Annotated in this window: 23 protein-coding genes; 15 read left to right on the top strand and 8 right to left on the bottom strand. The window is 46.6% G+C overall.

The window, feature by feature from the left end:
• Positions 1–104: 104 nt before the first annotated feature.
• The 9 genes from dsrK (at position 105) to DKW60_RS19310 (ending at position 10,108) form a co-directional block, all read left to right on the top strand.
• Positions 105–1,655, top strand: coding sequence for a sulfate reduction electron transfer complex DsrMKJOP subunit DsrK (gene dsrK / locus DKW60_RS19350; protein ID WP_109839316.1), 1,551 nt, complete (start codon positions 105–107; stop codon positions 1,653–1,655).
• A gap of 4 nt (positions 1,656–1,659) precedes the next feature.
• A complete protein-coding gene (locus DKW60_RS19345) occupies positions 1,660–3,612 on the top strand; it encodes an NAD(P)-binding protein (protein ID WP_109839315.1) in 1,953 nt (650 codons plus the stop codon).
• 6 nt (positions 3,613–3,618) lie between these two features.
• Entirely contained in the window at positions 3,619–4,038 is a 420-nt protein-coding gene (locus DKW60_RS19340; RefSeq protein ID WP_146203529.1) for a hypothetical protein, read from the top strand.
• Positions 4,035–4,778 carry a sulfate reduction electron transfer complex DsrMKJOP subunit DsrO gene (dsrO, locus tag DKW60_RS19335; RefSeq protein WP_109839313.1) on the top strand — a complete coding sequence of 248 codons (744 nt, stop codon included), beginning with the start codon at positions 4,035–4,037 and terminating at the stop codon, positions 4,776–4,778. The genes DKW60_RS19340 and dsrO overlap by 4 nt, the downstream gene beginning before the upstream one ends.
• Before the next feature lies 1 nt (position 4,779).
• Complete coding sequence (gene nrfD, locus DKW60_RS19330) at positions 4,780–5,988, top strand: NrfD/PsrC family molybdoenzyme membrane anchor subunit (protein ID WP_219988843.1); 1,209 nt, start codon at positions 4,780–4,782, stop codon at positions 5,986–5,988.
• 84 nt (positions 5,989–6,072) lie between these two features.
• Positions 6,073–7,473, top strand: coding sequence for a cobyrinic acid a,c-diamide synthase CobB (locus DKW60_RS19325; RefSeq protein ID WP_109839312.1), 1,401 nt, complete (start codon positions 6,073–6,075; stop codon positions 7,471–7,473).
• Complete coding sequence (locus DKW60_RS19320; protein WP_109839311.1) at positions 7,470–7,796, top strand: HesB/IscA family protein; 327 nt, start codon at positions 7,470–7,472, stop codon at positions 7,794–7,796. Before DKW60_RS19325 ends, DKW60_RS19320 begins: the two co-directional genes overlap by 4 nt.
• Before the next feature lie 10 nt (positions 7,797–7,806).
• On the top strand, positions 7,807–9,435 hold the full coding sequence (locus DKW60_RS19315) for a GAF domain-containing sensor histidine kinase (RefSeq protein WP_109839310.1): 1,629 nt from the start codon (positions 7,807–7,809) through the stop codon (positions 9,433–9,435).
• 4 nt (positions 9,436–9,439) lie between these two features.
• Complete coding sequence (locus DKW60_RS19310; RefSeq protein ID WP_109839309.1) at positions 9,440–10,108, top strand: response regulator; 669 nt, start codon at positions 9,440–9,442, stop codon at positions 10,106–10,108.
• A gap of 6 nt (positions 10,109–10,114) precedes the next feature.
• On the opposite strand, the gene DKW60_RS19305 is transcribed toward DKW60_RS19310, so the two are convergent.
• The 4 genes from DKW60_RS19305 to DKW60_RS19290 form a co-directional block, all read right to left on the bottom strand.
• Positions 10,115–10,522, bottom strand: coding sequence for a DUF11 domain-containing protein (locus tag DKW60_RS19305; protein WP_109839308.1), 408 nt, complete (start codon positions 10,520–10,522; stop codon positions 10,115–10,117).
• A 216-nt stretch (positions 10,523–10,738) separates the two neighbouring features.
• Positions 10,739–11,524 carry a class I SAM-dependent methyltransferase gene (locus tag DKW60_RS19300; RefSeq protein WP_109839307.1) on the bottom strand — a complete coding sequence of 262 codons (786 nt, stop codon included), beginning with the start codon at positions 11,522–11,524 and terminating at the stop codon, positions 10,739–10,741.
• Positions 11,524–11,733 (bottom strand): SlyX family protein, encoded by a 210-nt coding sequence (locus DKW60_RS19295; protein WP_109839306.1) that lies wholly within the window; start codon positions 11,731–11,733, stop codon positions 11,524–11,526. The genes DKW60_RS19300 and DKW60_RS19295 overlap by 1 nt, the downstream gene beginning before the upstream one ends.
• A 3-nt stretch (positions 11,734–11,736) precedes the next feature.
• Entirely contained in the window at positions 11,737–12,954 is a 1,218-nt protein-coding gene (locus DKW60_RS19290; protein WP_109839305.1) for an argininosuccinate synthase, read from the bottom strand.
• A gap of 65 nt (positions 12,955–13,019) precedes the next feature.
• Here DKW60_RS19290 and murB point away from each other — a divergent pair, with 65 nt between their 5' ends.
• The gene (murB, locus tag DKW60_RS19285; protein WP_109839359.1) at positions 13,020–14,042 is read left to right on the top strand and encodes a UDP-N-acetylmuramate dehydrogenase; all 1,023 of its coding nucleotides are present in this window, start codon (positions 13,020–13,022) and stop codon (positions 14,040–14,042) included.
• 35 nt (positions 14,043–14,077) lie between these two features.
• On the opposite strand, the gene DKW60_RS19280 is transcribed toward murB, so the two are convergent.
• From DKW60_RS19280 to ubiG, 4 genes are all read right to left on the bottom strand, one after another.
• Positions 14,078–15,196, bottom strand: a complete 1,119-nt coding sequence (locus tag DKW60_RS19280; RefSeq protein ID WP_109839304.1) for an ATP-binding protein — start codon at positions 15,194–15,196, stop codon at positions 14,078–14,080.
• 111 nt (positions 15,197–15,307) lie between these two features.
• Positions 15,308–16,780: a DUF4403 family protein gene (locus DKW60_RS19275; RefSeq protein ID WP_181389802.1), complete on the bottom strand. Its 1,473-nt coding sequence runs from the start codon at positions 16,778–16,780 to the stop codon at positions 15,308–15,310.
• Between the two features lie 105 nt (positions 16,781–16,885).
• A complete protein-coding gene (locus DKW60_RS19270; RefSeq protein WP_109839302.1) occupies positions 16,886–17,464 on the bottom strand; it encodes a hypothetical protein in 579 nt (192 codons plus the stop codon).
• Positions 17,461–18,168: a bifunctional 2-polyprenyl-6-hydroxyphenol methylase/3-demethylubiquinol 3-O-methyltransferase UbiG gene (gene ubiG / locus DKW60_RS19265; protein WP_109839301.1), complete on the bottom strand. Its 708-nt coding sequence runs from the start codon at positions 18,166–18,168 to the stop codon at positions 17,461–17,463. The genes DKW60_RS19270 and ubiG overlap by 4 nt, the downstream gene beginning before the upstream one ends.
• A gap of 83 nt (positions 18,169–18,251) precedes the next feature.
• Between ubiG and DKW60_RS19260 the strand changes: the two genes are divergently transcribed.
• From DKW60_RS19260 to DKW60_RS19240, 5 genes are all read left to right on the top strand, one after another.
• Entirely contained in the window at positions 18,252–18,875 is a 624-nt protein-coding gene (locus tag DKW60_RS19260) for a hypothetical protein (protein WP_109839300.1), read from the top strand.
• Positions 18,876–18,971: 96 nt separating this feature from the next.
• A complete protein-coding gene (gene pepN, locus DKW60_RS19255) occupies positions 18,972–21,614 on the top strand; it encodes an aminopeptidase N (protein WP_109839299.1) in 2,643 nt (880 codons plus the stop codon).
• A gap of 181 nt (positions 21,615–21,795) precedes the next feature.
• A complete protein-coding gene (locus DKW60_RS19250) occupies positions 21,796–23,160 on the top strand; it encodes a DEAD/DEAH box helicase (RefSeq protein ID WP_109839298.1) in 1,365 nt (454 codons plus the stop codon).
• Positions 23,161–23,187: 27 nt separating this feature from the next.
• Positions 23,188–24,033: an alpha/beta hydrolase gene (locus DKW60_RS19245; RefSeq protein WP_109839297.1), complete on the top strand. Its 846-nt coding sequence runs from the start codon at positions 23,188–23,190 to the stop codon at positions 24,031–24,033.
• The coding region (locus DKW60_RS19240) for a DUF4231 domain-containing protein (RefSeq protein WP_109839296.1) at positions 24,034–24,772 on the top strand (739 nt) is incomplete at its 3' end.

Below are 24,772 nucleotides of genomic sequence, written 5' to 3'. Positions count from 1 at the left end.
CAGCAGTGGTGTAAATGTCGGATCTGTTAGTCGCAGTTATTTGTTCGGATTAGTAACGAGTCATCGTGTTTTGTGCGATGGGTCAGTATCAGGAGGGCGCAGTCATGGCTGATTATGAAACACCAGAATTGTCATCAGATGATGGCTTGGTCGATGTACCCGCGCTGGTTCCGGATACCATGGTTGGTAAAGGGCCTTATATTTCTAAGCCTGAGTTTCAGGAGGGAATGAATTTTCCTTCGGACATTGAGCAAGATGAAGACGGCAACTGGTCGCTGATTCCGAACTGGAAAGAAGAGGCACTGAATAAATTAGATGACTTGCGGGGACGTTATCGTTCGTTACAAGTGTATCTGGATATCTGCGTGAAGTGCGGAGCCTGTACGGATAAGTGCCACTATTACATCGGCACTTCTGATCCAAAGAATATGCCGGTGGCACGTCAGGATTTGCTACGAAAAGTGTACCGCCGTTACTTTACCTTTGCGGGAAAATACTTTCCAAAGCTGGTGGGTGCGGTCGATCTGACTGAAGAAGTGGTCGATGACTGGTACAACTATTACCACCAGTGTTCGCAGTGTCGTCGCTGCTCCGTGTTCTGCCCATATGGCATAGACACTGCAGAGGTCTCGATGGCTGCACGAGAGATATTGAATCATATTGGTCGCGGTCAGAAGTACTGTACCGAGATCATGGGTAAAGTCTACAAGATTGGCAACAATCTGGGATTACCCCAAGCTGCTTTAGCCGACACACTGGAAGGCCTTGAAGAAGATATCGAAGATGAAACTGGCGTTCCTGTTAAGTTGCCGCTGGATCAACATGGCGCTGATATTCTACTGATTACACCTTCAGCTGATTTCTTTGCTGAGCCTCATGTCGATGGATTGATGGGTTATGCCAAAGTCTTCCACGAGTTGGGCTTGAGTTGGACACTAAGCTCCTACGCCTCTGAAGGTGCCAACTTCGGTATGTTCATCGGTAGTTACGAAAATATGCGCAAGATATCGATGCGTATTCGTAAAGCCGCTCAGGACTTAGGAGTAAAACGAATTGTGTTTGGAGAATGTGGTCATGCATGGCGTGTGGCTTACAGCTTCTTAAACACACTCGCGGGGCCGTTTGATTTTCTGGATCAGCGTTACCCGGTTCCTCAGCATGTGCTGGAAATTACCTGGCCGGCACTACGCGATGGAAAGCTCAATATTGATAAGTCACGAAACGACGACATGACACTTACCTTCCATGACTCTTGTAATGTGGCACGTGGTTCACGTATGGGTGAGGAAGAGGGCGGCCAGTTCGATGTGCCGCGAAACGTTATTAAGGCAGTCTGCAATAACTATGTGGATATGCCGGCCGATACAACCAAGGATGCGACTTTCTGCTGCGGTGGCGGTGGCGGCATCCTGACTGATGACCTGATGGATATCCGGGTCAAAGGTGCTCAACCTCGCATGCAGGCATTAAAGCATGTTACCGATAATCACGGCGTAACTCACATGGCGGCAATCTGCGCTATTTGTAAATCGCAATTCACCAAAGTAATTCCGTATTATGGTTTTACTATGGATCAAATCGTAAGTGTTCATCAACTGGTAAGCAGCGCACTGATCTTAACCGGACAAGTTGACGAAGATGAGGATGGAGAATAACAGCATGGCTACATCACCTGATACTATGAAAGTGCATACCTTCAGACGTTATGAAGATGACGACTTTACCTGGAGCAATATGCAAGACAAAATCTTTTTAGAGGATACGTCTTACAAATGCCCGACTTATATTCAGAAGACGCCACCTTGTCAGGGTAGTTGTCCGTCCGGAGAAGATATTCGTGGATGGTTGCAGATCGTTCGCGGCATAGAAAAAGCGCCGGCTGGCATGAGCATGCAGGAATATGCATTCCGTCGCTCAACCCGTGCAAATCCATTCCCTTCGATGATGGGACGAGTGTGTCCGGCACCTTGTGAAACCGGCTGTAACCGTAATGATGTTGATGATTTTGTTGGCATTAATTCAGTCGAGCAATACATCGGTGATTCAGCGATTGAAGGTGGTTTTTCCTTTAATCCTCCTGAGGCAATGTCTGGCAAAAAGATTGCCATCATCGGTGGTGGTGTGGCTGGATTGGCTGCAGCCTTCCAATTACGCATGATGGGACACGGCTCAACGGTATTTGATGATCATGAAGAATTAGGTGGCATGGCTCGCTATGGTATTCCTAGTTATCGTGTACCACGTGACAAACTGGATGCTGAAATCGCTCGTATCACGGATATGGAAGGTGTTGAAGTACGCACTAGTACCCGTATCGGTCGTGATGTCAGCGTTGAAGAATTAGAGAAAGACTACGATGCAATCTTGTGGACTTTGGGTTGTAAGAACGGTCGTGGTTTGTTTGTTGATAACTGGAAGGATGTGCCTAACGCGGTGCCGGCGGTTAACTTCCTGGAGCAATTTAACAGCGGCAAGATGAACTACACTGCACCAAAGGTTGTGTGTGTGGGTGGTGGTGATACGTCGATTGATGTTGTATCAGTATCACGTCGTATCGGAACACTGGCGGATTATAACGAGAAGCCGGAAGAAGTGGTTTACGGTCGTGAAGTTCACACTGAAAACCCTGCAAACAAGGTTCCCGCTGAAGTCACATTAACCTCATTGTTTGCTCAGGATCAAATGACTGCAGCTGAGCATGAAGTAAATGATGCACTGATTGAAGGTGTCACTATTCTGAATGAGGTCATGCCAGTTGAAATTCTGGTTGATGAGAATGGACGCGGTGTTGCGCTCAAGGTTGTTGAGTGTGTGATGGAAGGCAGTATGCCTAAGCCAAAAGAGGGCGGAAAAGAAACCATTATCGAAGCAGACTTAATCGTGTCAGCGATCGGTCAATACGGTGACTTAGACGGTGTTGAGGACTTTGATAATGGTCGTAATCTGATTGATTCGGATCAGTTCTATCAAGTACCGGGCAAGCCAGGCCACTTTGCAGCGGGTGATATTGTTCGTCCTCACTTGCTGACAACGGCAATTGGTCAGGCATCGATTGCGGCAGAAAGTATTAATCATTACCTGAATAATGAAGATCAGGTGAAGCGTCCTAAGGTTGATAAGCACCACTTCGACTTAATGGATAAGTTGCGTGAAGCTGAGCTTGAGCCAGTGGCATATGAAGAAGCTAAAGCTGATGATTTGCGAGGCACACAGCATGCTAAATTCGCAGTACATAACTACGACGACCGTTCTGAGCATGAGATTGTCGCCTCTAGCGAGCTTTTCTTAGGTCACTTTGAAAAGGTGGACCGTCATTTAAGAACGGAAGATGTGCCGAACTCTGAACAAGTTATTGGTCACTTTATGGAGCGTGTCAACGCGCTGGCTGAAGAGCAGGTGGTTGAAGAAGCAGGTCGATGCATGAGTTGTGGTATGTGTTTTGAATGTGACAACTGTGTCATCTACTGTCCTCAGGATGCGGTATTCCGTGTGAAGAAAGCTGAGTCAACCACAGGTCGTTACGTCGATACTGATTATGACAGATGTATTGGTTGCCACATTTGTGCTGATGTTTGCCCAACGGGTTACATCGAAATGGGCTTAGGTGGTTAACACAACATGGAGTGTTCACGCCTACTAAATCGGATAACGTTGTTACCAGCATTATTGTCTACGCTAATGGTATTTTTATTGGCGGGTTGTGACAGTAAGCCGCCAGCATTGATGCCTGCTGTTAAGCAGTTCCAGACGGAAGAGCAAAAGGTGCTGCACATTGCGGATATGCGGACTAATCACATGCATCGATTGACACATAAGCGTGATGAGACGATGTACCAAGGTATTCGTACAACGAAACATAGTTTTAACGCCTGTATTGACTGTCATGTGCCAGCACCAACTGTCAGTAAGGTGGTGAAGCACACGGATGAAGAACATTTCTGTGTGACCTGCCATATTGAAGTGGCCGTTAAATTGGATTGTTTCCAGTGCCACGCTGACCGTCCGGCGCTAGAAACCGCGGAGGTGGTGAAGCCATGAGTGAGCAGAAGCAAGCTAATCTGATTGATCGCTACCGTCGCCGTTTTTTAGGTGGTTTAACCGCTGCAGCGGCAGTGACATTAGCGCCGGGGTTGATTCTGCGCGAAGTGCAGGCAAAGCCGGATGATCAACCCATCAGCGATAAAGTGCGCTGGGGTATGTTGATTGATACCAATAAATTATCTGATGGTGGCGATGGTATGATCGCTGCCTGTAAGAAAGAGCATGGTTGGGGAAATGACCCTCACTCGTCTCCTGAGCAACAAAGTCAGTGGGTGCGTAAGGTTACATTCAAAGACAAGCTGACTAAGCATGAAACCTCATTGCCGGTGATGTGTCAGCATTGTGATACTGCGCCATGTGTCGATGTTTGCCCAACGGGTGCGTCATTCAAGCGTGATGACGGCATTGTCTTGGTAGATAAGCACATTTGTATTGGTTGTCGTTATTGCATGATGGCCTGTCCGTATAAAGCGCGTAGCTTCGTCCATGAGCATCTTGAGAATCAAAAGCCTCAGTCACCTCGCGGGATTGGTACCGTTGAATCTTGCAATATGTGTGTTCATCGAGTGGATAAAGGCGAGCAGTCTGCCTGTATCGAAGCAGCACCTCAAGCGGCTGTATTTGGTGATCTGAATGATCCTGAAAGTGCTATTAGTAAAGCACTGGCAAAGTATGGCGCACAGCAGATTCGTGCGGATCTTGGTTTAAATACCGGCGTTCGGTACTGGGGGATTTAACGTGGCGACTAAACCTGTTTTTAGCGAATTAGATACAGATAACACAAGCTTCCTCGGTATTTTGGGCGTGTTAGGTGCCTTTATTGCAGCCGCTGCAATTTCGTTTTTCTATGTTGAGCACCACGGTCATTACGTGACGGGCATGAATAATCAGGTGGTGTGGGGAATGCCGCATGTATTTGCTATTTTCCTGATTGTTGCCGCCTCGGGTGCAGCGAATATTGGCTCGCTGGGTACTGTGTTCAATAAAAAGATCTACCAGCCACTAGGACGCCTGTCGTTGATTGTAGCGGTGTCATTGTTGTTGGGTGGTTTGGCAGTACTGGTATTGGACTTGGGTCATGCGGACCGTCTGATTATCGCCATGACCTACTACAACTTTAAGTCGATCTTTGCCTGGAATATCCTGCTGTATAACGGCTTTCTGGTGATTATGGGGATTTACCTCTGGTCCATGATGGATCGCCGTAAAATGGCTAAAGCGGCCTACAAGCCTGCGGGTTATGTTGGTTTTGTCTGGCGCTTTATTCTAACAACTGGTACTGGGTCGATCTTCGGATTTTTAGTGGCCAGACAGTATTATGATGCGGCGATATTGGCACCGTTATTTATCGCGGCATCCTATGTGTTCGGAACGGCCGTATTTACGTTGGTACTGATCGCACTCTATAAGCTGACAAACCGTGAACTGGGCAACGAAATACAGAACCGCTTGCGTTATACCTTGGCGATCTTTATTGCGCTGGTATTGTTCTTTGAAATAGTGCGTCACGTAAGCAATTTATATGCGACTGAGCATCACGGCGTTGAGGCTTATATTCTGACTGGTGGTGATAAAATAACGTGGTTATTCTGGCTGGGTCAGGTGATTCTGGGAAGTTTATTGCCGTTACTGTTAATTTGGTTGCCTTCGCTTAAGAATAATCAGCTCGCTTTATTAAGCGCAGCGGGCTTGGCGATATTCGGTGGCATTTCCCAGCTTTATGTGATTATCGTAGGCGGACAGCTTTATCCTTTGGTGTTGTTCCCGAACGCTGAAGTAGAGAGTAGTTATTACGATGGTAGCAGCACGTCATACTCCGCTTCGTTACCAGAGTTCGCCTTGGGTTTAGGTGGTGTTGCTCTTTCCTTAGCGTTAGTAGTTGTCGCTGTAAAAGCCTTACGTTTACTGCCTGAAACACTGGCAGATGCAGCGGTGGCCGATGAGTAAAACAAACGCAACATCTTCTTCTCGTTGTGTTTTAAGCCGGCTCTTACTGTCGGCTTTTTTGTCTGAAATAAGGTGGAGTCGCTAATGTCACACCTGTATATCTCCGCTGCACACAAGTCCTCAGGGAAAACAACTCTATCCATTGGGCTGTGCGCCGCATTCCATCAAAGTGGTTTAGTTGTACAGCCTTATAAGAAAGGTCCGGATTATATTGATCCTCTTTGGCTGTCTCAGGCAAGTCAGCGTTGTGCCTGCAATCTTGACTTTAATACCATGGCGCATGAAGAAATACTGCGGGTATTTCAGCAGCGTCGCGTCGATGCTGACATCACAGTAATAGAGGGTAATAAAGGTCTTTATGACGGCATGTCAATGGATGGTAGCGACTCCAATGCGGGCATGGCAAAATTACTGAAGTCCCCGGTTGTGTTGGTGATTGATACGCGTGGTGTATCCCGCGGTATAGCGCCATTACTGTTAGGCTACCAACAGTTTGATCCTGAGATAAACATTGCAGGAGTGATCTTCAATCTGGCAGGTGGTGCAAGACATGCCGCTAAGCTTAGAAGTGTTGCTGAAGAATACACGGATATACCCGTATTGGGCGTGGTAAACCGGCATAAAGACATGGAGCTGACTGAGCGCCACTTGGGTTTAATGCCCAGTAATGAAAACAAACAATCCGCTGCAATTATTCAGGCCATTGGCCGACAGGTTGCGGATCAAGTTGATTTAGAGGCGTGTTTGGCAATTGCAAAGCAGGGAGGTGAATTACCAACTTTTCCTGCCATGCCGGTCCCTGATGTACCGAATTGCACGGTGCGGATTGGTATTTGTCAGGACAGAGCGTTTAGCTTTTATTATCAAAGTGACCTTCATGCGTTGCAGATGGCAGGTGCAGAGTTAATTCCGGTGAATACCCTGGAAGATAGTAAATTGCCTGATATTGACGGATTATTTATCGGGGGTGGTTTCCCGGAAACGCATATGCAGGAGTTGGGAAAAAATGTGCGGATGCGTGAGTCGATCCGTCAGGCCATTGAAGCAGGCTTGCCGACATATGCGGAGTGCGGCGGCCTGATGTATCTGTCAAAACGCTTGATTTGGGGTGAGCAAATGGCAGACATGGTCGGGGTTATTCCTGCAGATGCTGTGATGCACGTCAAGCCGCAGGGGCGGGGCTATGTTAAGCTGGAAGAGACTGCTGCTATGCCTTGGCCGGGTGGAGCGGGAACGTCGATTATCGGTGCTCATGAGTTTCACTACTCCTGTCTTGAAGAGTTAAAACAGCAGGGTAAATTTGCTTATAAAGTACGGCGGGGAAAGGGTATTACCGGAGAGGAAGACGGCTGGGTTTACAAGAATTTACTGGCCTCCTATTCTCATCTCAGAGACACCGAACAGCACCATTGGGCCAGGCGATTTGTGGCCTTTGTTAAACAGCATAGAAAGCCGGATCATCAACCCGGTGGAGGGATTTTATGATTACAGTAAGTAAAGCTGCTGCGCAACAAGTGATGCGCTCGATTGAAGAGTCGGGCGCGATGGGGTTGCCACTACGCATTGCTGTTCACCCGAATGGACCGGGTGGTTCATTTCATTACCAAATGGGCTTTGATGACAAGGTAGACCCCACTGATGAGCAATTGCAGAGTCAAGGTGTATTGTTGATTGTTGATCAAAATAGTGCACCTCTGGCAAAAGGTATGACGCTGGATTACGTTGAAATTGAGGGTACATTAGAGTTTATCTTTATCAATCCTAACGACCCCAATTACCGACCACCTGCGCAATCCAGCAACGATTGATGAGGTAGTTATGTCAACCATCGAATCGGATACAGACAATAGTTTGGCGAGTGGCCTAAAGCTCACCAAGCCGAGTATCAAAGTGCCAAAAAGGGCAGTCGTAGTATTGCTGATGCTATTGCTGTTATTCGTGACGATGGGGGTGATTTACTTTTGGATCATGGCGTCCGGTAAACATCCCGTGTGGTTACCTGCAGTAATGAGTGTGTTATGGCTGGCGGCAGGTGCGGGCATGTTTTTAATGCTGTACTGGATGTGGCAGGAGTTTAACCGGCTTTCCAACGATTTATCTGACTGGGCGACGAGTCTGTTGAATGGCGATTTGTCGGTCCGAATGCCTTTTCATACGGATTACTGTCCTTCAAAAGGTATTCGCCAACATATCAATGTGATTTCTTCTGACTATGAGGGTATGGCCGAACAACAACGTCTGTATGTTGAGCAACAGGAAACGTATCTGGCGGAGAAAAAATACCATCTCAGTGTGCTTTATGATGTGGCGGATTGCATAAACAGCTCGTCCGATTTGGATGATTTATTGCAGCGTTTTTTGCAAACTATTCAGGGAGTAACGAATGCTAAGGCAGCAGCTGTTCGCCTGTTGGACAAAGACGATAGCTTACGTTTGGTCGCAAGTATTGGCCTAGGCCCGATGCTTAGTGATGTACATTGGTCATTAGAAAACGAGCAGTGTGTCTGTGTCAAAAGCTTTGCGGATAATTGCGTAAGCCGTCTCACAGAAATGCCACAATGCAGTCTGACGGAGAGCACCGACTTTAGCGAGTCAGAGGACTGTGAAATGTTGGCAATCCCATTACGTTATCAAGGCAAATCGATTGGTGTTTACAACTTGTTTGTACCGCGTGGTGGTGAACTTGAATCCAGTATTACCGATGAAGATGCATTACTGCAAAGTATTGGAAAGCATCTTGGGATGGCCATTGAGCAAGCTGGTGTCGAAGAAAATTCACGCTTGTTATCTGTCATTCAGGAGCGCACACGAATGGCGCATGAATTGCACGATTCCTTGGCTCAGACCTTGGCTAGCTTGCGTTATAAAGTGCGTCTGTTTGATGATTCGTTGAGAAGAGGTGATGAGGAAGTGCTTTGGCAGGAGCTGGAAGGACTGGAAGGTGGTATTGATGATGCTTATGCCGAATTACGCAGCTTAATTACCCACTTTAGAGCACCAATTGACGGCAAGGGTGTCTTAAGGGCTGTAGAACGAATAGTCGAGCGTTACCGCCGTGATACGGGCTTTGATGTGTTTTTCTATCACAATTGGGACTTAAAAGACCTGTCGCGTGATGCAGAGATTGAAGTTATCAGAATTGTGCAGGAAGCCTTGGCGAATATCCGCAAACACAGTGGTTCAGAGACTGTGCGAATTCTCATGTATAGCTCAGAAGATGGTGAGTGCAGTATTCTGATTGAAGATGATGGGGAAGGGCTCTCAGATGATCGTCCCGGCCCGAACGCAGAGACTGGTGAGCACATCGGTTTATCAGTGATGAAAGAGCGTGCGGAGCGTTTAAATGGCGAGTTGCAGTTCGACTCAGATGGCGAAGGCCTGTTACTACAATTGAATTTTAAGGTGCCGGTAGCAGACACTGCCTCACCCAAACCTTCAGGAAGCTAATACGATGAAACAACAAGTCTTATTGATTGATGATCATACTTTATTCCGTGCTGGTCTTGAGGACCTGTTAAAGCGCAGAGGCATCGAAGTTGTCGCATCGGTTGCAAGTGGCAACGATGGTATTAAGCTGGTATCTGAAAAAGAGTTGGATATCGTGTTGCTGGATATGCGGATGCCTGAAATGAATGGTCTCAGCGTATTGAAAATGATCAAGCAAGCCAAGCCTGATTTGCCGGTTGCGATGCTGACCACAAGCAGTGATGAGGAAGACCTTGTTGGTGCACTGCAGTTAGGTGCTCAAGGCTACCTGATGAAAGATATGGAACCGGATGAGCTGGTGGTTGCGATTGGTGAAATTATTAATGGTAAAACGGTTGTCGCGTCTGATCTTGCGCCCGTTCTGGCTAGTGCCGTTCAGGGTACCAAGCAAGCGCAGGCCCCGCAAAAACCGAACCCCTTTGAGTGTCTGACACCACGTGAATATGAGATTTTGTTACACCTTGCAGAAGGGCAAAGTAATAAAGTCATTGCACGGAATTTGGGGATTTCTGACGGTACCGTGAAGTTGCATGTAAAGGCGATTCTTCGAAAACTGGAGATTAGTTCGCGGATTACTGCTGCTGTTATGGCGGTTGAGTATGGGCTTAAGAAAAGTGCGCCACATGGTTTGTGATTGAGGTCACAAAACCATAACAGAATACTCTAAAATAACGGTGCTGTTTCCTTTTGAGGGTAGTGAGCCAAGGGTAGTCTTAATCACTCGCGTACCGTCCGCTTTTTGTTCAACGACAGTGTTTAGTTTTTCCTGAGTGGCCACATCACGAAAATTGCTGCGAAGGATCGTGTGCTTTGGTATTAGGCCTGAAACCTCCACATTGCGGGCGTCTTTGCCACCCACGTTCTCGACCTTAATACGGTAGGTAATACAGTCGCCTGGTAGCGTTTTTCTTTCGCTAAATGTGGCGCTTTCACATTGCTGGCCAGTGAGTTGTGTCAGTGCTAATTTAATCTCCGCAGGTGGCTGTGCCTGGCTGCCGGCATTAAGACTGCTTAGCAGTAGTAGCTTTGAGTAGCTGAATCCCTTCATTATTCCATATCCATTCCTTGATTCTTGCTGTCAATATGAGACGCAACAGAGTTATAGGGTAGTGTCGCAAGGATTAGCTGTTTGAATAGGCAGTTGGAAGGACTGATTGGTGTTTGTAAGAGGTGGTTTTAAAGGGGTTGGAGGAGACAAAACACAAAGCTTTTGTAATTAAGTGTTTACTGTTGTTTGCTAAAGATTTGATTAATGCTGATTTGGTCAGTTATGCCTCGTACCCAAATAAACATCATACCGAATCGTCTTACCCTTAATCTTAAAGTCAGGCTTACGATCATTCAGCGTCTCAGCACGTAACGGACGCTTAACAATAATCCGCTCAACCGCTCGCTGTATAGCAATATCCAATAGTTCCGGACTATCATTATCATCCCCAACCACATCATGAAAGAAGCGCATTTCCTTCTTCACTTGTGCTTGTTTACCACGCTCAGGAAACATCGGGTCTAAGTAAATAAGCTGCGGGTAATCTTCAGGCTCAAGTGCTGTGAGATACTCAATCGAAGGCTGCTGAACAAGGCGCATACGTGCTGAAATCTCCTCAACCTCTGAATCGTCACTACTATCGGCACGTGCTAGCGCATCACTCAGCAATAGCTGCACAACAGGATTACGCTCTAACATCGTTACATTACAACCCAACGTCGCCATCACAAACGAGTCACTCCCTAAGCCAGCAGTGGCATCAATAATCGTTGCATTTGGGAATTTCTGTAGGCCAAGTGCCTTAGATAAATCTTGCCCTTTGCCACCACCATACAAACGTCTATGGCGCACTTTGCCTTCAACAAAATCAGCAAAGATCGCCTTGGTATTGGGTTGCTTTGGGTTAAATAATTCAAGCCGGGTAGGGCTTTTATGGAGGACGTATTCTGCATCGCTTGCCGCTGTATAAAGTGGGCAACGCAGTAGTTTGGAGAGCTGTTCTAAATCGGCGGGTGGGCACTCATCATGCCCACTAACCGCCAATGTTACTTGCTTTTCCATCAGTAATGCGGGGGTGGCGTTTCGTCTTTTTCAGACGCCATATTGCTACCACCGCTATTACCGAGCTTTTCTTCTAAACGCTTCACTTGCTGCTGTAAAGCCTCAACTTGTAAACGTTGATCGTGAACCAGTCGGTTTAGTGTATCCACCACGTCATCCTGCTGGGTGAGCAGGATTTCGAGGTTAGTAATGCGGTCTTCAAGACTCATGAATTAGCCTTTACGACCTGCAGCAATGCGTAAACGTAGTGCATTCAGTTTGATGAAGCCTTCTGCATCTGCCTGATTGTAAGAACCTTCGTCATCTTCAAACGTCGCGATCTTCTCATCAAACAGGCTGTCTTTTTCAGAGCTACGGCCAACCGCTGTTACAGCACCTTTGTACAGCTTCAGGCGTACTTTACCGTTAACGTGTTCTTGTGATGCATCAATCATTTTCTGCATCATTTCACGCTCAGGACTCCACCAATAGCCGTTGTAAATCATCTCTGCATATTTTGGCATCAGCGCGTCTTTCAAGTGAGCGACTTCACGATCTAATGTCAAAGACTCAATGGCACGGTGACCTTTCATCATGATGGTGCCGCCCGGTGTCTCGTAACAACCGCGTGACTTCATGCCGACGTAACGATTCTCAACGATATCCAAACGACCAACACCGTTATCACCACCGATTTTGTTTAGAGTTTCCAACATAGTTGCAGGTGATAAACGCTCACCGTCTAGTGCAACCGGGTCACCATTTTCATAGGTCAGTTCAATGTAAGTTGGTGTGTCTGGTGCATTTTCAGGAGACACTGACCAGCGCCACATTTCTTCTTCTGCTTCTGCCCAAGGATCTTCCAGAATGCCACCCTCGTAAGAGATGTGCAGCAAATTCGCATCCATTGAGTAAGGAGACTTTGTTGCCTGCTTTTGGTAATCGATGGGGATGCCATGCTTTTCAGCGTAGTTCATTAATGATTCACGAGAGTTCAGATCCCATTCACGCCAAGGCGCAATCACTTGTACACCTGGCTTAAGCGCGTATGCGCCCAGCTCAAAACGTACCTGATCATTACCTTTACCGGTCGCACCGTGAGAGATTGCATCTGCACCGGTCTCATTAGCGATTTCAATCAAACGCTTAGCAATCAAAGGGCGAGCGATCGACGTACCTAGCAGGTATTCACCTTCATAAATTGTGTTGGCACGGAACATCGGGAAAACGTAATCACGAACAAACTCTTCGCGCAGATCTTCGATGTAGATTTCTTTGATGCCCATCGCCTGCGCCTTAGCGCGAGCTGGTTCAACTTCTTCACCCTGTCCGATGTCAGCGGTGAACGTAACGACTTCGCAGCCATAAGTATCAGAAAGCCACTTAGCGATGATTGAGGTATCGAGTCCGCCGGAGTAGGCGAGTACGACTTTGTTGACAGAGTGAGACATATTAATTACAGCCTGAGGTGTTCAAAAGAGGGGTATTATACGCTTAATTCTGTAAAATGCGCCCCATGCAAATACAAGAAAATTACTCATTAAAAGTACTCAATAGCTTTGGTATTGATGTTTCCGCTCGTTTTTTTACAAAAATTAACGCGCCGGAAGATGTGGATGCCCTGATTCAATGGCGCGCAGAGCACACTGACACGCCTTGTTTGTTACTCGGTGGCGGCAGCAATATGTTGTTTCGCAGTGGCTATGACGGTTTGGTGGTATTGATCAATCTCAAAGGTCGCACACAAGTGTCTGAAGATGATGATGCCTATTATGTGCAAGCCGCTGGCGGTGAAAACTGGCATGAGTTTGTACGTTGGACGATTGATCAGGGCTATGCCGGACTGGAGAATTTATCGCTGATTCCCGGAACGGTTGGCGCTGCACCGATGCAGAATATTGGTGCCTATGGGGTGGAATTGGCCGATCGCATGCAGTCATTGCAGGCTGTTGATTTGCTGACCGGAGAACACCGAGAATTTAGCGTCGAAGATTGCCAATTTGCTTATCGTGATAGCTTTTTTAAGAGTCAGCAGCCGGACCGGTGGTTGATTATCGCTGTTACATTTCGTCTGCCTAAACAAGCGCAGTGGATTACGGCTTATGCTGGGGTGGATTCGGCGATAGCAGGGCAGGAGCCGAGTGCTCGACTCATCAGCGATACTGTTATTGCGCTTCGGCAGAGTAAATTGCCAGATCCTAAAGTGATTGGTAATGCGGGGAGTTTCTTCAAAAATCCGATAATGCCGATTGAGCAATGGCATGAGTTGAAGGCGCGGTTTGAGAGTATTCCGGGCTATCCGGTGGCGGGAAACAATGGGTTAATCAAAACCTCGGCTGGTTGGCTTATTGATCAGTGTGAATGGAAGGCTTTTCGGGATGGCGATGCTGGTGTTTATGAGAAGCATGCGTTGGTGTTGGTGAATCATGGTGATGCTAGTGGTGCTGAGGTTTGGGCGGTGGCAGAGCGGATTCAGAAGTCTGTTGAGGAGCGGTTTGGGGTTTGGCTTGAGGCGGAGCCGCGGGTGATTGGATCATAGAGTAGCTTGGTGGCGGCTACTCACAGATTTGGTGTTCACAACTCAAGCTGGCCAAGGTAGTTAAGCGCACGTCGTACCTCGATTCCATTATCTGCTCGTTCATGGCGCAGGTTTTTCACTAGCTGTACTGCCGGTATATTATATTTTTCATAGAAATAGCGTAACGACGGACTGATGGTGGGATCAGATAGTTTTATCTCCAACATTTGCACCGGCTTTTCATCGACCACCAATACAAAATCAATCTCCTTTTGTTCTTTTGTGCGTAGCATCCGGAGTGCTGTCGGCTTGCCTTGATAGTCCTCAATGGCATTCAGGTGTTTGAGTAAGCTGATAGCGACTAGATTCTCAAATCTGACGCCATCATCACCTTTCACCATGCCCGTATCATAGAAATAAATTTTGGCATCTTTCTGTAAAGAGCGAGCGATATTTCGATGATAAGGAGTAACCCGAAATATGATGTACAAAGCTTCAAAAATTTCGATATAGCGTTTAATCGTATTGGGGGAAACACTGACATCACGCGCTAAGCTCGAATAAGAGAGCGGTGATCCTACGCGGTTTTGCAGCAGTTCTAAGGTGAGTTGGATCGCACGAAAGTCGTGGATTTTTTCAAAGTCGAGTATATCGGTACGGATCAGGCCATCGATATACTGTAAACGCCAGCGGTTTGACTCAGCCAACGACTCGGCTAAATAAGCTTCGGGAAAGCCCCCACGTTCCATTAATAAGTCCAAAGTGTGTTCGTCTTCCTCCGGAATTTCAGCTAATGACAATGGATTTAGACGATGTCTGAAAAAACGTCCGGCTAGTGAATCGCCGCTTTGGCGGAAGGTTTCAAGACGAGCGCTGCCAGTGACCAGAATCTGTAGTCGTTCAACTTTAGTGTCATAGAGACCTTTAAGGTAGTTTTTCCACTCTGGCATTTTATGTAATTCATCAAGAATCAACAAATCAGTGGAAGGTAGCCAAGCCATATCAATTATCATTTTCCGGTCAGCCATGCTGTCATAGTTTAAATAGACTGATGACTTGTAATCTGCTGCGATGGCTTTGGCTAAGCTGGTTTTTCCAACCTGACGGGGGCCGGTCAGAAAGACCATTTTACGTGATAAGTCTTTCTTAATAAGGGGTTGTTGAGTTCTTTTCATGATTGACTATTTTGCAGTGAATTGCGGAATAGTCAAGACTATTTAGCAATACACTGCGAAATAGTCGCTTCGAGGAAGTTACAAATATGTTATTGCGGACTTAGAAAGCAACTAATCCAACACAACCTCAACATCCACCACCCCAGAAGCCTCCAACACCAGCCGCAACTCATCCAAATCCGGATAAATATCCTTAATCACCAATCCCTGAAAAACACCCTGCAAGCGCATATCACCAGACTGCTTTCCCTGTAATTGCTGATTTAACGAGTCGTATAACTGCTGATAATCGTGAGAAAAATCATGTACTAAAGACTTTTGCAAACTCTCCAGTAATTGGTTCTTCATAAGCTGAGTCGCCACACTCCAAAACGGACTATCCAGCTGGCGGGAAAACGCTGCCTCCGCAAGTCGCACGGTTTTAGTTTGATTATCCACCACCGGACGTCCGGAAATGTAAATCTCACCATCACTATTAAACCAATTGTTAAAGCCATTAAGCGTCACTTTAGTCGCTAAGACCAGTCGGTCATTATTGGGATAAATCTCAACTTCATTCACCTGAATGCTGGTATTGCGCTCGCTGATATTAATGGGTTTGTTTTTTAAACCTTGCTGCAAGCGCTCGGCCATGACCTGATAGTCCAACGCTAGCGGCAGATTGATGCGTATTTGAGAAGCGCTGATAGCGGTATGACTAAGCGGTGGGAGTGGTGTCGCTGCAGCACTTAAGGAGGCTTCATCACTGGCTGTGCGTAGCTTTGCACGAAGTGATAAGTCCAGTTCTATGGCATCACCAACAATACGAAGTTCTGATAACGCGAGTTCGCTGGGGTTAGCGCGAATCCAGAGAGGAAATTTATCGCTGAGTGAGCGCGGTGTTTGTAGACGAGTCCAGAATTTCTCCATCTGCTGATAGATCCGGTCGTCGCTGGCCAGTTTCTTTTGTTGCTTCGCCAGCGCCTTGTTGAGTGCTTTTTTCAGGGGCTTTTCAATTTGGTTCTGAATATCAAAGCGAATGCCTAATACGCTTACCTGTGGCGGCTTTTGCCAAACAATCTGCGTTTGATGCAGTAGGTTTAGACGCCAGTTTGTATCCATCACTGGTCTTAAGTCAGCGACTGCGGTGAATGAGGCGGTTTTAAAATCGACTTCTCGCAATAAGCCACGAATCAAGCGGCCATCAGCAGTGGCATTTAGTTTGTATTGCAGCGGAATTTGCACACGTAAATAACCATTGTTGAGTGCGTGTAACTGCACAGGGCCAGTGCGTTTAGCCCATCCACCGACCTGAAACTCTTCGCAGTGTTTTTTGCCAAAAATTCGCACACATTTTTGCTTCACCTCACCAGGTGAGTCATACAAGGTTGCCGGAATATCCTGTTCCAGTTTTTGCTGTAGATTGTCCAGATGCAAGCGCAGTCGGGTTTGAATAACTGACTCACTCACTTCAGATGAGTGCGGTACGATGGATAACGGTGGTTTCTCAGACAAGTTCTGATATTCCGATGTCTTTTTATCCGAGCAGGCACTAAGTAACAAAGATAGGCTGACGAATGTCACGGTGAGCGATATTGATTTCACGATTGCTAATCCTTTTGCAAACGATAAAAAAAGGGAGCCAAACAGGGCTCCCTTTTGAGTAACTGTGGGTAGCTTGATGATCGAACTCAGACTACCCGTCATTACTTAGTTTGTGAAACGAGTCCAGTAGTACTTAGGATCTTCCGTGGTACGCTTCCAGTAAAGCTTACCCGAGTCTCTCCAAGGGTCAAGCAACATGCCTTCACGAACGCCTTTACCTTTCGCTGCTACAACCAGTGAGTTGTGCTCATTGTAGCGACGGCGGTTTGCGGTGCCGTGGAAGAAGTCAAAACTTTTCCATTGGCGTGCCTGTATGTGCTTCGCCATATCACGCGTCCACTGCCAGCATAGACCATTCTCACGGTAACCATAGTTTACGAGGATATTTTGTAGGTAAGCAGGCCGAACTAAGTTGTACTGGTTAGCCAATACTTTAGGGTAGTTTACCGCTTCGTGTGCAAGCAGACGTGCTTCTGCGGGGTCAATATTAGGGCCCAGAGACATCAGCGCTTTCGTCACTGCTGCTACTTCTTGTTGAGTTCTCAAATCCATATTTTTAACAATAGTACGCTTGCTGACCGGGTCAACAGCGACATTGTCGTATCTTACGGAGCAGCCTGTTAAGCCGAGTACTGCGATTAACGATAATATGAAGAGTAATCTTTTGTTTAAAGATCGAATCATGACAGTTTGTCCTTAGTAAAATGCATCAGGTAATTGACGTCCACGTCGTTCCCAATTTTGTAACTTTGGAAGACAGGGTTATAAGTCATCCCGCTTATGTCTTCCAACTTTAAACCGCTTTCACGGCCCCAGCTTTCTAATTCAGATGGGCGAATAAATTTTGCGTACTCATGGGTACCCTTAGGTAACATGCGCAAAAAATATTCAGCGCCAACAATCATCATCGCAAACGATTTGGGATTGCGATTGATTGTGGAAAAGAAAATATGTCCATCCGGTTTAACGAGTGCAGCACACGCTGCGATAATTGCGCCCGGGTCAGGAACGTGTTCCAGCATTTCCATGCAGGTCACGACATCATATTGAGCAGGGCGTTGGGCAGCCATTTCCTCAGCGGTGATTTGCTGGTAATCAATTTCAACGCCTGCTTCGAGACTGTGAAGCTGAGCCACTGACAGAGGTGTTTCACCCATATCAATACCAGTAACCTCTGCATCACGAAGTGCCATGCTCTCAGATAGGATTCCGCCACCACAGCCAATGTCGATCACTTTCTTACCAGCCAAGCCCCCGGCAAGTCGCTCAATATAATTCAATCGCAGCGGGTTGATTTGATGCAGAGGCTTAAATTCACTCTCTGCATCCCACCAGCGGTGAGCGATATCTTCGAATTTCTTGATTTCGTGTTGATCAACGTTTTGCATTGGTAGATTAATCCTAAGACCCAATATTTAATACGGTATGATAACCTCTATTGGATTCATCATCAGCTAAATAGGTTCATTTTATGCTGCGTTTTTTGCCCGGAGTACTGCTCCTACAGCTGGCGACACTCGGGATATGTTTATTTATTCCACAACCTATCGAAGGGAAAGCATGGATTGCGGTGCTTTTGCCGATTGTCCTGTTGGGAATATTTGTCGCATTGTGGTTTGGTTCTGTCGCAAAGAACAGCACTCAGGAAGCGGTTAATAAAACCAAATTAGCGTTCGCAAAAGAGCGTGAAAATATCCATGTCAAAGCGGAAAAAGCGAAGTCTAAGCTGATTGATAAAACACATAAACAGATCGCCAGCGAGTCACGAAAGACACATCGCGGCGCTAACCTTAAGGTCGGTCTGGCCTTTGCTGCCACGGTTGGTGCGGGTATTTTGATGTTGGTGATTGAGTTGCTGACCTTTGGGTTAATGACAATCACCACGGCAGGTGGGGCACTTGGTGGGTATTTAGTTCGGGCGAAGAAAGCGCACCGTGAATTAGAGGCGCTGGCAAATCAATCTGCCCCCCTTATTGAAGTCAGTGATATTAAGCCCGATAGTCAGTCAGATGATACAAGCACAGCGGATACGCCAATTATCCCGTCCAAAGGGTTTAAGTTGCCGAAGCCGAGTATTCTCAAAAGATTACCATAATGTCAGGTTGAGCTTCTTACACGATTTATAGATTAATTCTGGTCTAATTTTTGATCAGGTGGTTCGTTAATAATTTACGAAAAGAGAATTTTAGATATGAAACAAGGACAAGCACAGGTCATTCGCTTGGAAGAATATCAGGTGCCTTTTTATGAGGCAGAGACAATCCACCTGAATGTTGACTTGAATGATGAGTCGACAATTGTGACATCAACGGTGAAGTATCATCGCCATCCACAGCAACCGGATGCCACGACGCTAGCTTTACATGGTGAGTCGCAAGAACTGCTAAGCGTTAAGATTGATGGTGTTTTATTAGATGAGAATAGTTATGAGTTGGATGAGACTCATCTAAGCTTGCGGGACTTACCGCAAGCCTTTGAGTTGGAAGTACAGAGTCGTATCTATCCACAGAAAAATACGTCTCTGGAAGGTTTATATCAGTCTAGTGGTAATTACTGTACGCAGTGTGAGGCAGAAGGCTTCCGTAAAATTACTTACTTCCTGGACCGTCCGGATGTTATGTCGATTTTCACCACGCGAATGACAGCAGACAAGGCAACGAATCCTGTACTGCTTTCAAATGGAAACTGTATAGAAAAGGGTGACCTTGATAATGGACGCCATTTTGCTGTTTGGCATGACCCTTTTATTAAACCGGCTTACCTGTTTGCCTTGGTAGCAGGTAATTTATCGTGCGTCAGTGATGAATACACCACGATGTCGGGTCGTAAAGTAGCGTTAGAAATCTACACCGAAGCGCATAATGTGTCGCGTTGTGATCATGCGATGCAATCACTGAAACGTGCCATGAAGTGGGACGAAGAGCGTTTTGGTCTGGAATACGATCTTGATATCTACATGATTGTGGCGGTTGATGACTTTAATATGGGGGCAATGGAGAATAAGGGACTGAATGTCTTTAACTCTAAATTGGTCTTCGCGAGTCCTGACACCGCTACCGATGTGGATTACATCAATATCGAAGCGGTGATTGGTCATGAGTACTTCCATAACTGGACAGGTAACCGCGTCACTTGCCGTGATTGGTTCCAGTTAAGTTTAAAAGAAGGTTTAACGGTATTCCGTGATCAGGAATTCACTGCTGACTTGCATTCACGTCCGGTCAAACGTATTGAAGACGTGCGTATGTTGCGCACGCATCAGTTTGCGGAGGATGCCAGCCCAATGGCACACCCCATCCGCCCAGCTTCATTTATTGAAATTAATAACTTCTACACCGTGACGGTGTATGAGAAAGGCGCGGAAGTTGTGCGCTTGTATCATACCTTACTGGGTCGTGAGGGTTTCCGCAAAGGCATGGATTTGTACTTTGAGCGTCATGATGGTCAAGCGGTAACCACTGAAGACTTCCTTGCGGCAATGGCGGATGCCAATGAGGCTGATTTGTCACAAATGCAGACGTGGTATGACCAAGCTGGTACACCAGAAGTTGCCGTGACCATGGATTATGACGCTGCCAACAAACGTTGCACTCTGAACTTCGTGCAAAGTTGCCCTGCAACGCCAGAGTCTGATGACAAAGCGCCATTCCTGATTCCGTTTAAATTATCTCTGTTGAATCCTCAAGGTAAGACTATTGTGCTGAAAACGGATGATAATGATATTGCCGCGGATACGCAGCGTGTTGTCAAAATTACCGAGCAGCAACAGAGCGTTACCTTTGTGGATGTTGCTGAAAAGCCATTACCTTCTTTGTTGTGTGATTTCTCGGCCCCAGTGAAATACCACTTTGATTACAGCACAGAGGACTATATTTTCCTCATGCAACACGACAGCGATGATTTTAATCGTTGGGAAGCGAGTCAACGTTTGGCACAGCAACTGATGCTACAGATGCTGGAAGACCGCAAAGCAGGGCGCGCTATTGGCGTATCCCCTGAGGTGGTGAATGCCTATCAACAAGTGCTTGATAACCAAGACTTAGATCATGCTTTACGTGCTGAAGCCTTGAGTCTGCCGGGTGAATCTGACATTGCGGGTGAAGTCGCCGAGGCTGATCCTGAAGCGATTCATGAGGTGCGTGAGTTTTTCATTCGCACGCTCGCCAACGGCATGCGCTTATCGCTTGATGCGTGCTATGACAGCCTGAATCAAGATGAGGAGTATGCCATTGATGCGGCTAGTATGGGGCGCCGCCGTCTGAAAAATGTTTGTCTGTCTTATCTTGCGAGTATCGATGATGAGATGATCCATCAGCAGTGTTTTGCACAGTTTGAAAATGCTAACAATATGACGGATCGTTTGGCTGCACTAAGTGCTTTGGCTGACATCGATTGTCCTGAGAGAACCAAAGCTCTGGAAGTATTTGAAACTCAGTGGAAAGACAATCCTTTGGTGATGGATAAATGGTTTATGATTCAAGCCGGTTCCAGCTTGCCAAATACCCTGGAGCAAGTAAAAGCTTTGCAATCTCACCCATCATTTGATGCGAACAACCCTAACAAGATTCGTTCATTGATAGGGCGGTTCGCCATGGCTAATCCGGTGAACTTCCACCGTGCAGATGGTGAAGGTTATACGTTCCTGACTGACTTCGTGATTGATTTGGACACGCGTAATCCGCAAGTTGCTTCAAGACTGGTGCGTGCGCTAGCGAAATGGCGACAGTTAGAACCTGTTCGTGCGCAGTTGATGAAGGCATGTCTGGAGCGAATTCATCAAACCAATGGCATCTCCAACGACGTCTTCGAAATCGTCGATAAGAGTTTGTCTTAAAATGTAGTGTGCTCCAAGTCCGACATTATCATTACTTCACCGACGCGCAAGCGCGAAAGGTCTTCGTAACAGTAATGCCGGACTTAGAGCAGGATGCTACGGTTTTGAGAGGAGGTGATGAGCGATTTCAATATCCCCAAAACAAATACGCTTATTAATGATGACGTGTTAAGCTCAGAACATGACTAATACAACACATTTATCAGACGTTCGCTTCAGCGACCTCGGGCTGCTACCGGTAATCGAAAAAGCAGTAGAAAAAACCGGCTTCGAATTTTGCACCCCGATACAGGCAGAAAGCCTTCCTATCTCTTTGGCAGGTAAGGATGTTGCGGGTCTGGCTCAGACCGGAACCGGCAAAACCGCAGCCTTCATGCTGGCGGTTATTCAGCATTTGCTGTCAAATCCATTGGAAAATCACGAAGCACGTCATGTACGTACGTTGATTATGGTGCCAACGCGCGAGTTGGCGATTCAGGTGGCGAAGGATGCAGAGGTTTTTACTAATGAAAGTGGACTGAAGATTGCGTTGGCCTATGGCGGCACAGGTTATGAGAAGCAGAAAAATGCTATCGCTGCCGGTGCGGATATCCTGATTGGCACACCGGGTCGCCTGATCGATTTTTATAAGCAAAAGTTGTACAGCTTGCGACGTTGTCAGTGTTTGGTTTTGGATGAAGCGGATCGTATGTTCGATCTGGGGTTCATTAAAGATATTCGTTTTTTGATGCGTCGTTTGCCTAATCCTGAGAAACGTTTGAATATGCTGTTCTCTGCGACCTTGTCCTCCAGGGTTCTGGAACTGGCATATGAGCATATGAACAACCCGCAAAAGGTTGAGATTAAAGCGGATACCAAAAGTGCGGATCGGGTCGAGCAATGGGTTTACTATCCATCTAATGACGAGAAAATTCCGTTACTGATCGGTTTGATTCAAAAGCTTGGTCCGAAGCGCTGCATTGTGTTTGTAAATACCAAGCGGAATGCGGAAAACATTGATGACTTCATGCGCGGTAACGGTATTGATGCGGTCATGATTTCAGGTGATGTGAAACAGAACAAACGTCAACGCTACCTCTCAGAATTTGAACAGGGTAAGCATCAGGTATTGATTGCGACGGATGTTGCAGCGCGTGGTTTACATATTGATGATGTGACACATGTGTTTAACTTTGATTTGCCTCAGTCTGAAGAAGATTATGTGCATCGTATCGGCCGTACCGCACGTGCGGGGGCGTCTGGTGAATCACATAGCTTTGCCTGTGAAGATACTGCGTTCTATCTGCCGGACATTGAGAAATATATCGGTGCGAAAATTCCAATGGCCGATGTGACCAGTGATTTGTTGCCAGAGTTGAACAAGCCTAAGCGGGTGCAACGTGACCGTGTACAAGGTCATAATAAAGCAAAGAGTGGTAAGTCGGGACATGGTCATAACCGCTCCCGCTCGGGTGGTAGCAAGTCAGACAAGCAGCCATCGGGCGCGAAGAAAACCCGGGGACCAAGGCGCCGCCGTAAACCATCAACGCCTAAAACAGATGGTTGATTTGATATAACTCGTTGGGAAGTAGCAATGAAATATACCCAAAGCTACATGACAGATCTTAAGAATAATAGGATCTTCCAACAATGCTGGCTGCCTGACCAAGAGATTAAGGCAGTCATTTTGCTCGTTCATGGCTTGGGTGAGCACAGTAGTCGTTACAGTAACTTATTGGATTGCCTGTTACCGCAGAACTATGCGGTTTATAGCTGGGATCATATCGGTCATGGTCGTTCTGATGGTGATCGAAAATTCATCACTCATTTCTCTGATTTCACTCAGGTCATTACTCAGTATTTAACTGAAATCAAACAGCAGCATCCTGATCTGCCATTGTATTTATTTGGTCACAGCATGGGCGGTTTAATCGCCACTCATTATTTGATTGATCATCAACAAGAATTCGCCGGGACGATTTTGTCAGCACCTGCACTCAAAGTTATCGGCGGCGTTCCGCCTTTAAAGCGCTATGGTGGTAAGTTGATGTCGGCTATTTTCCCTAAATACGGTATGTCGTCGATTCAAGGTCAGTATATTTCACGTGATCCTTTGGTGGTTGAGCTTGCCAATAATGATCCTTTGGTTGAAAAAGGGAAAACCTCCGTGCGCTTATTAGCAGAGCTGGTCGATGCGATGGCGCGAGTGAATAAAGAGGCACATCATATCCGCCTGCCCATGTTGATTTTGCAAGGGACTGATGATCTGATCGTAGACCCTGCCGGCGCTGATCGCTTGTACCAACTGATCTCGTCAGAGGATAAGACATTGAAGATTTATAATGGCCTGTACCATGAGTTGATCAATGAGCCGGAGAAGGATGAGGTGTTGGCGGATATTACTGAGTGGCTAAACAAGCAACAAGATAGCGAGATATAAATGAGTCAACCGATATTAGATGATGATCAATTACCCGGTTTGTTTCGCTCAGCAGATGCTGCATCGGTTAATGCACAGGCTAATTATTTCTTAGGCTTAAAGCTATATCTGTTTCTATTGGTAGTGGCAGCGACAGTGACTTACCTGTGGCCCTCTGATGAGTTCGGTGCGATCGCGTCGGCTATTTTATTTCTGCTAACGCTCGGAATACTTATTTATTTACGGCTAAAGCGGCCTGATGACACGTGGTATAACGGTCGTGCCGTAGCGGAGTCAGTAAAAACCAGGGCATGGCGCTGGGCAATGCGGGCAGAGCCTTATGATGATAGTCATACTCATGAGGCAGTGACGACTCTATTTATTGATGATATGAAAAAGATCCTGAGTCAAAACAGGCGTTTAAGTGATGCTTTGGATGTCTCTGTTGGGTTTGAAGCGATTACCGAGTCGATGGCCAATATCAGAGCGTTGTCAGGTATTAGACGTCTTGAGGTGTATCAAGCCCAACGTATTGATAATCAAGCGGATTGGTATACCAATAAATCCAGAGCGAACAAAAAATGGGCGAATGTGTGGTTCTGGGTATCCGTCTTTTTACATGCGCTTGCCATCATTATGCTGTTATACCGTATCAGAGCGCCTGAGATGTCTTTACCTACCGAAAGTATTGCTGTTGCGGCAGGTGCAGTGATTACATGGTTACAAGCCAAAAAACATAATCCTAAAATCCTCAGTTGGG

The sequence above is a fragment of the Leucothrix pacifica genome, from assembly GCF_003172875.1.
GTDB lineage: Bacteria > Pseudomonadota > Gammaproteobacteria > Thiotrichales > Thiotrichaceae > Leucothrix > Leucothrix pacifica.
Note: the sequence above shows the minus strand (reverse complement) of the source record. Positions and strands in the feature narration are given on the sequence as shown.

Coding starts and splice junctions, on each gene's coding strand:
- dsrK (WP_109839316.1), top strand. CDS start 105: ATGGCTGATTATGAAACACCAGAATTGTCATCAGATGATGGCTTGGTC.
- DKW60_RS19345 (WP_109839315.1), top strand. CDS start 1,660: ATGGCTACATCACCTGATACTATGAAAGTGCATACCTTCAGACGTTAT.
- DKW60_RS19340 (WP_146203529.1), top strand. CDS start 3,619: ATGGAGTGTTCACGCCTACTAAATCGGATAACGTTGTTACCAGCATTA.
- dsrO (WP_109839313.1), top strand. CDS start 4,035: ATGAGTGAGCAGAAGCAAGCTAATCTGATTGATCGCTACCGTCGCCGT.
- DKW60_RS19325 (WP_109839312.1), top strand. CDS start 6,073: ATGTCACACCTGTATATCTCCGCTGCACACAAGTCCTCAGGGAAAACA.
- DKW60_RS19320 (WP_109839311.1), top strand. CDS start 7,470: ATGATTACAGTAAGTAAAGCTGCTGCGCAACAAGTGATGCGCTCGATT.
- DKW60_RS19315 (WP_109839310.1), top strand. CDS start 7,807: ATGTCAACCATCGAATCGGATACAGACAATAGTTTGGCGAGTGGCCTA.
- DKW60_RS19310 (WP_109839309.1), top strand. CDS start 9,440: ATGAAACAACAAGTCTTATTGATTGATGATCATACTTTATTCCGTGCT.
- DKW60_RS19305 (WP_109839308.1), bottom strand. CDS start 10,522: ATGAAGGGATTCAGCTACTCAAAGCTACTACTGCTAAGCAGTCTTAAT.
- DKW60_RS19300 (WP_109839307.1), bottom strand. CDS start 11,524: ATGGAAAAGCAAGTAACATTGGCGGTTAGTGGGCATGATGAGTGCCCA.
- DKW60_RS19295 (WP_109839306.1), bottom strand. CDS start 11,733: ATGAGTCTTGAAGACCGCATTACTAACCTCGAAATCCTGCTCACCCAG.
- DKW60_RS19290 (WP_109839305.1), bottom strand. CDS start 12,954: ATGTCTCACTCTGTCAACAAAGTCGTACTCGCCTACTCCGGCGGACTC.
- murB (WP_109839359.1), top strand. CDS start 13,020: ATGCAAATACAAGAAAATTACTCATTAAAAGTACTCAATAGCTTTGGT.
- DKW60_RS19280 (WP_109839304.1), bottom strand. CDS start 15,196: ATGAAAAGAACTCAACAACCCCTTATTAAGAAAGACTTATCACGTAAA.
- DKW60_RS19270 (WP_109839302.1), bottom strand. CDS start 17,464: ATGATTCGATCTTTAAACAAAAGATTACTCTTCATATTATCGTTAATC.
- ubiG (WP_109839301.1), bottom strand. CDS start 18,168: ATGCAAAACGTTGATCAACACGAAATCAAGAAATTCGAAGATATCGCT.
- DKW60_RS19260 (WP_109839300.1), top strand. CDS start 18,252: ATGCTGCGTTTTTTGCCCGGAGTACTGCTCCTACAGCTGGCGACACTC.
- pepN (WP_109839299.1), top strand. CDS start 18,972: ATGAAACAAGGACAAGCACAGGTCATTCGCTTGGAAGAATATCAGGTG.
- DKW60_RS19250 (WP_109839298.1), top strand. CDS start 21,796: ATGACTAATACAACACATTTATCAGACGTTCGCTTCAGCGACCTCGGG.
- DKW60_RS19245 (WP_109839297.1), top strand. CDS start 23,188: ATGAAATATACCCAAAGCTACATGACAGATCTTAAGAATAATAGGATC.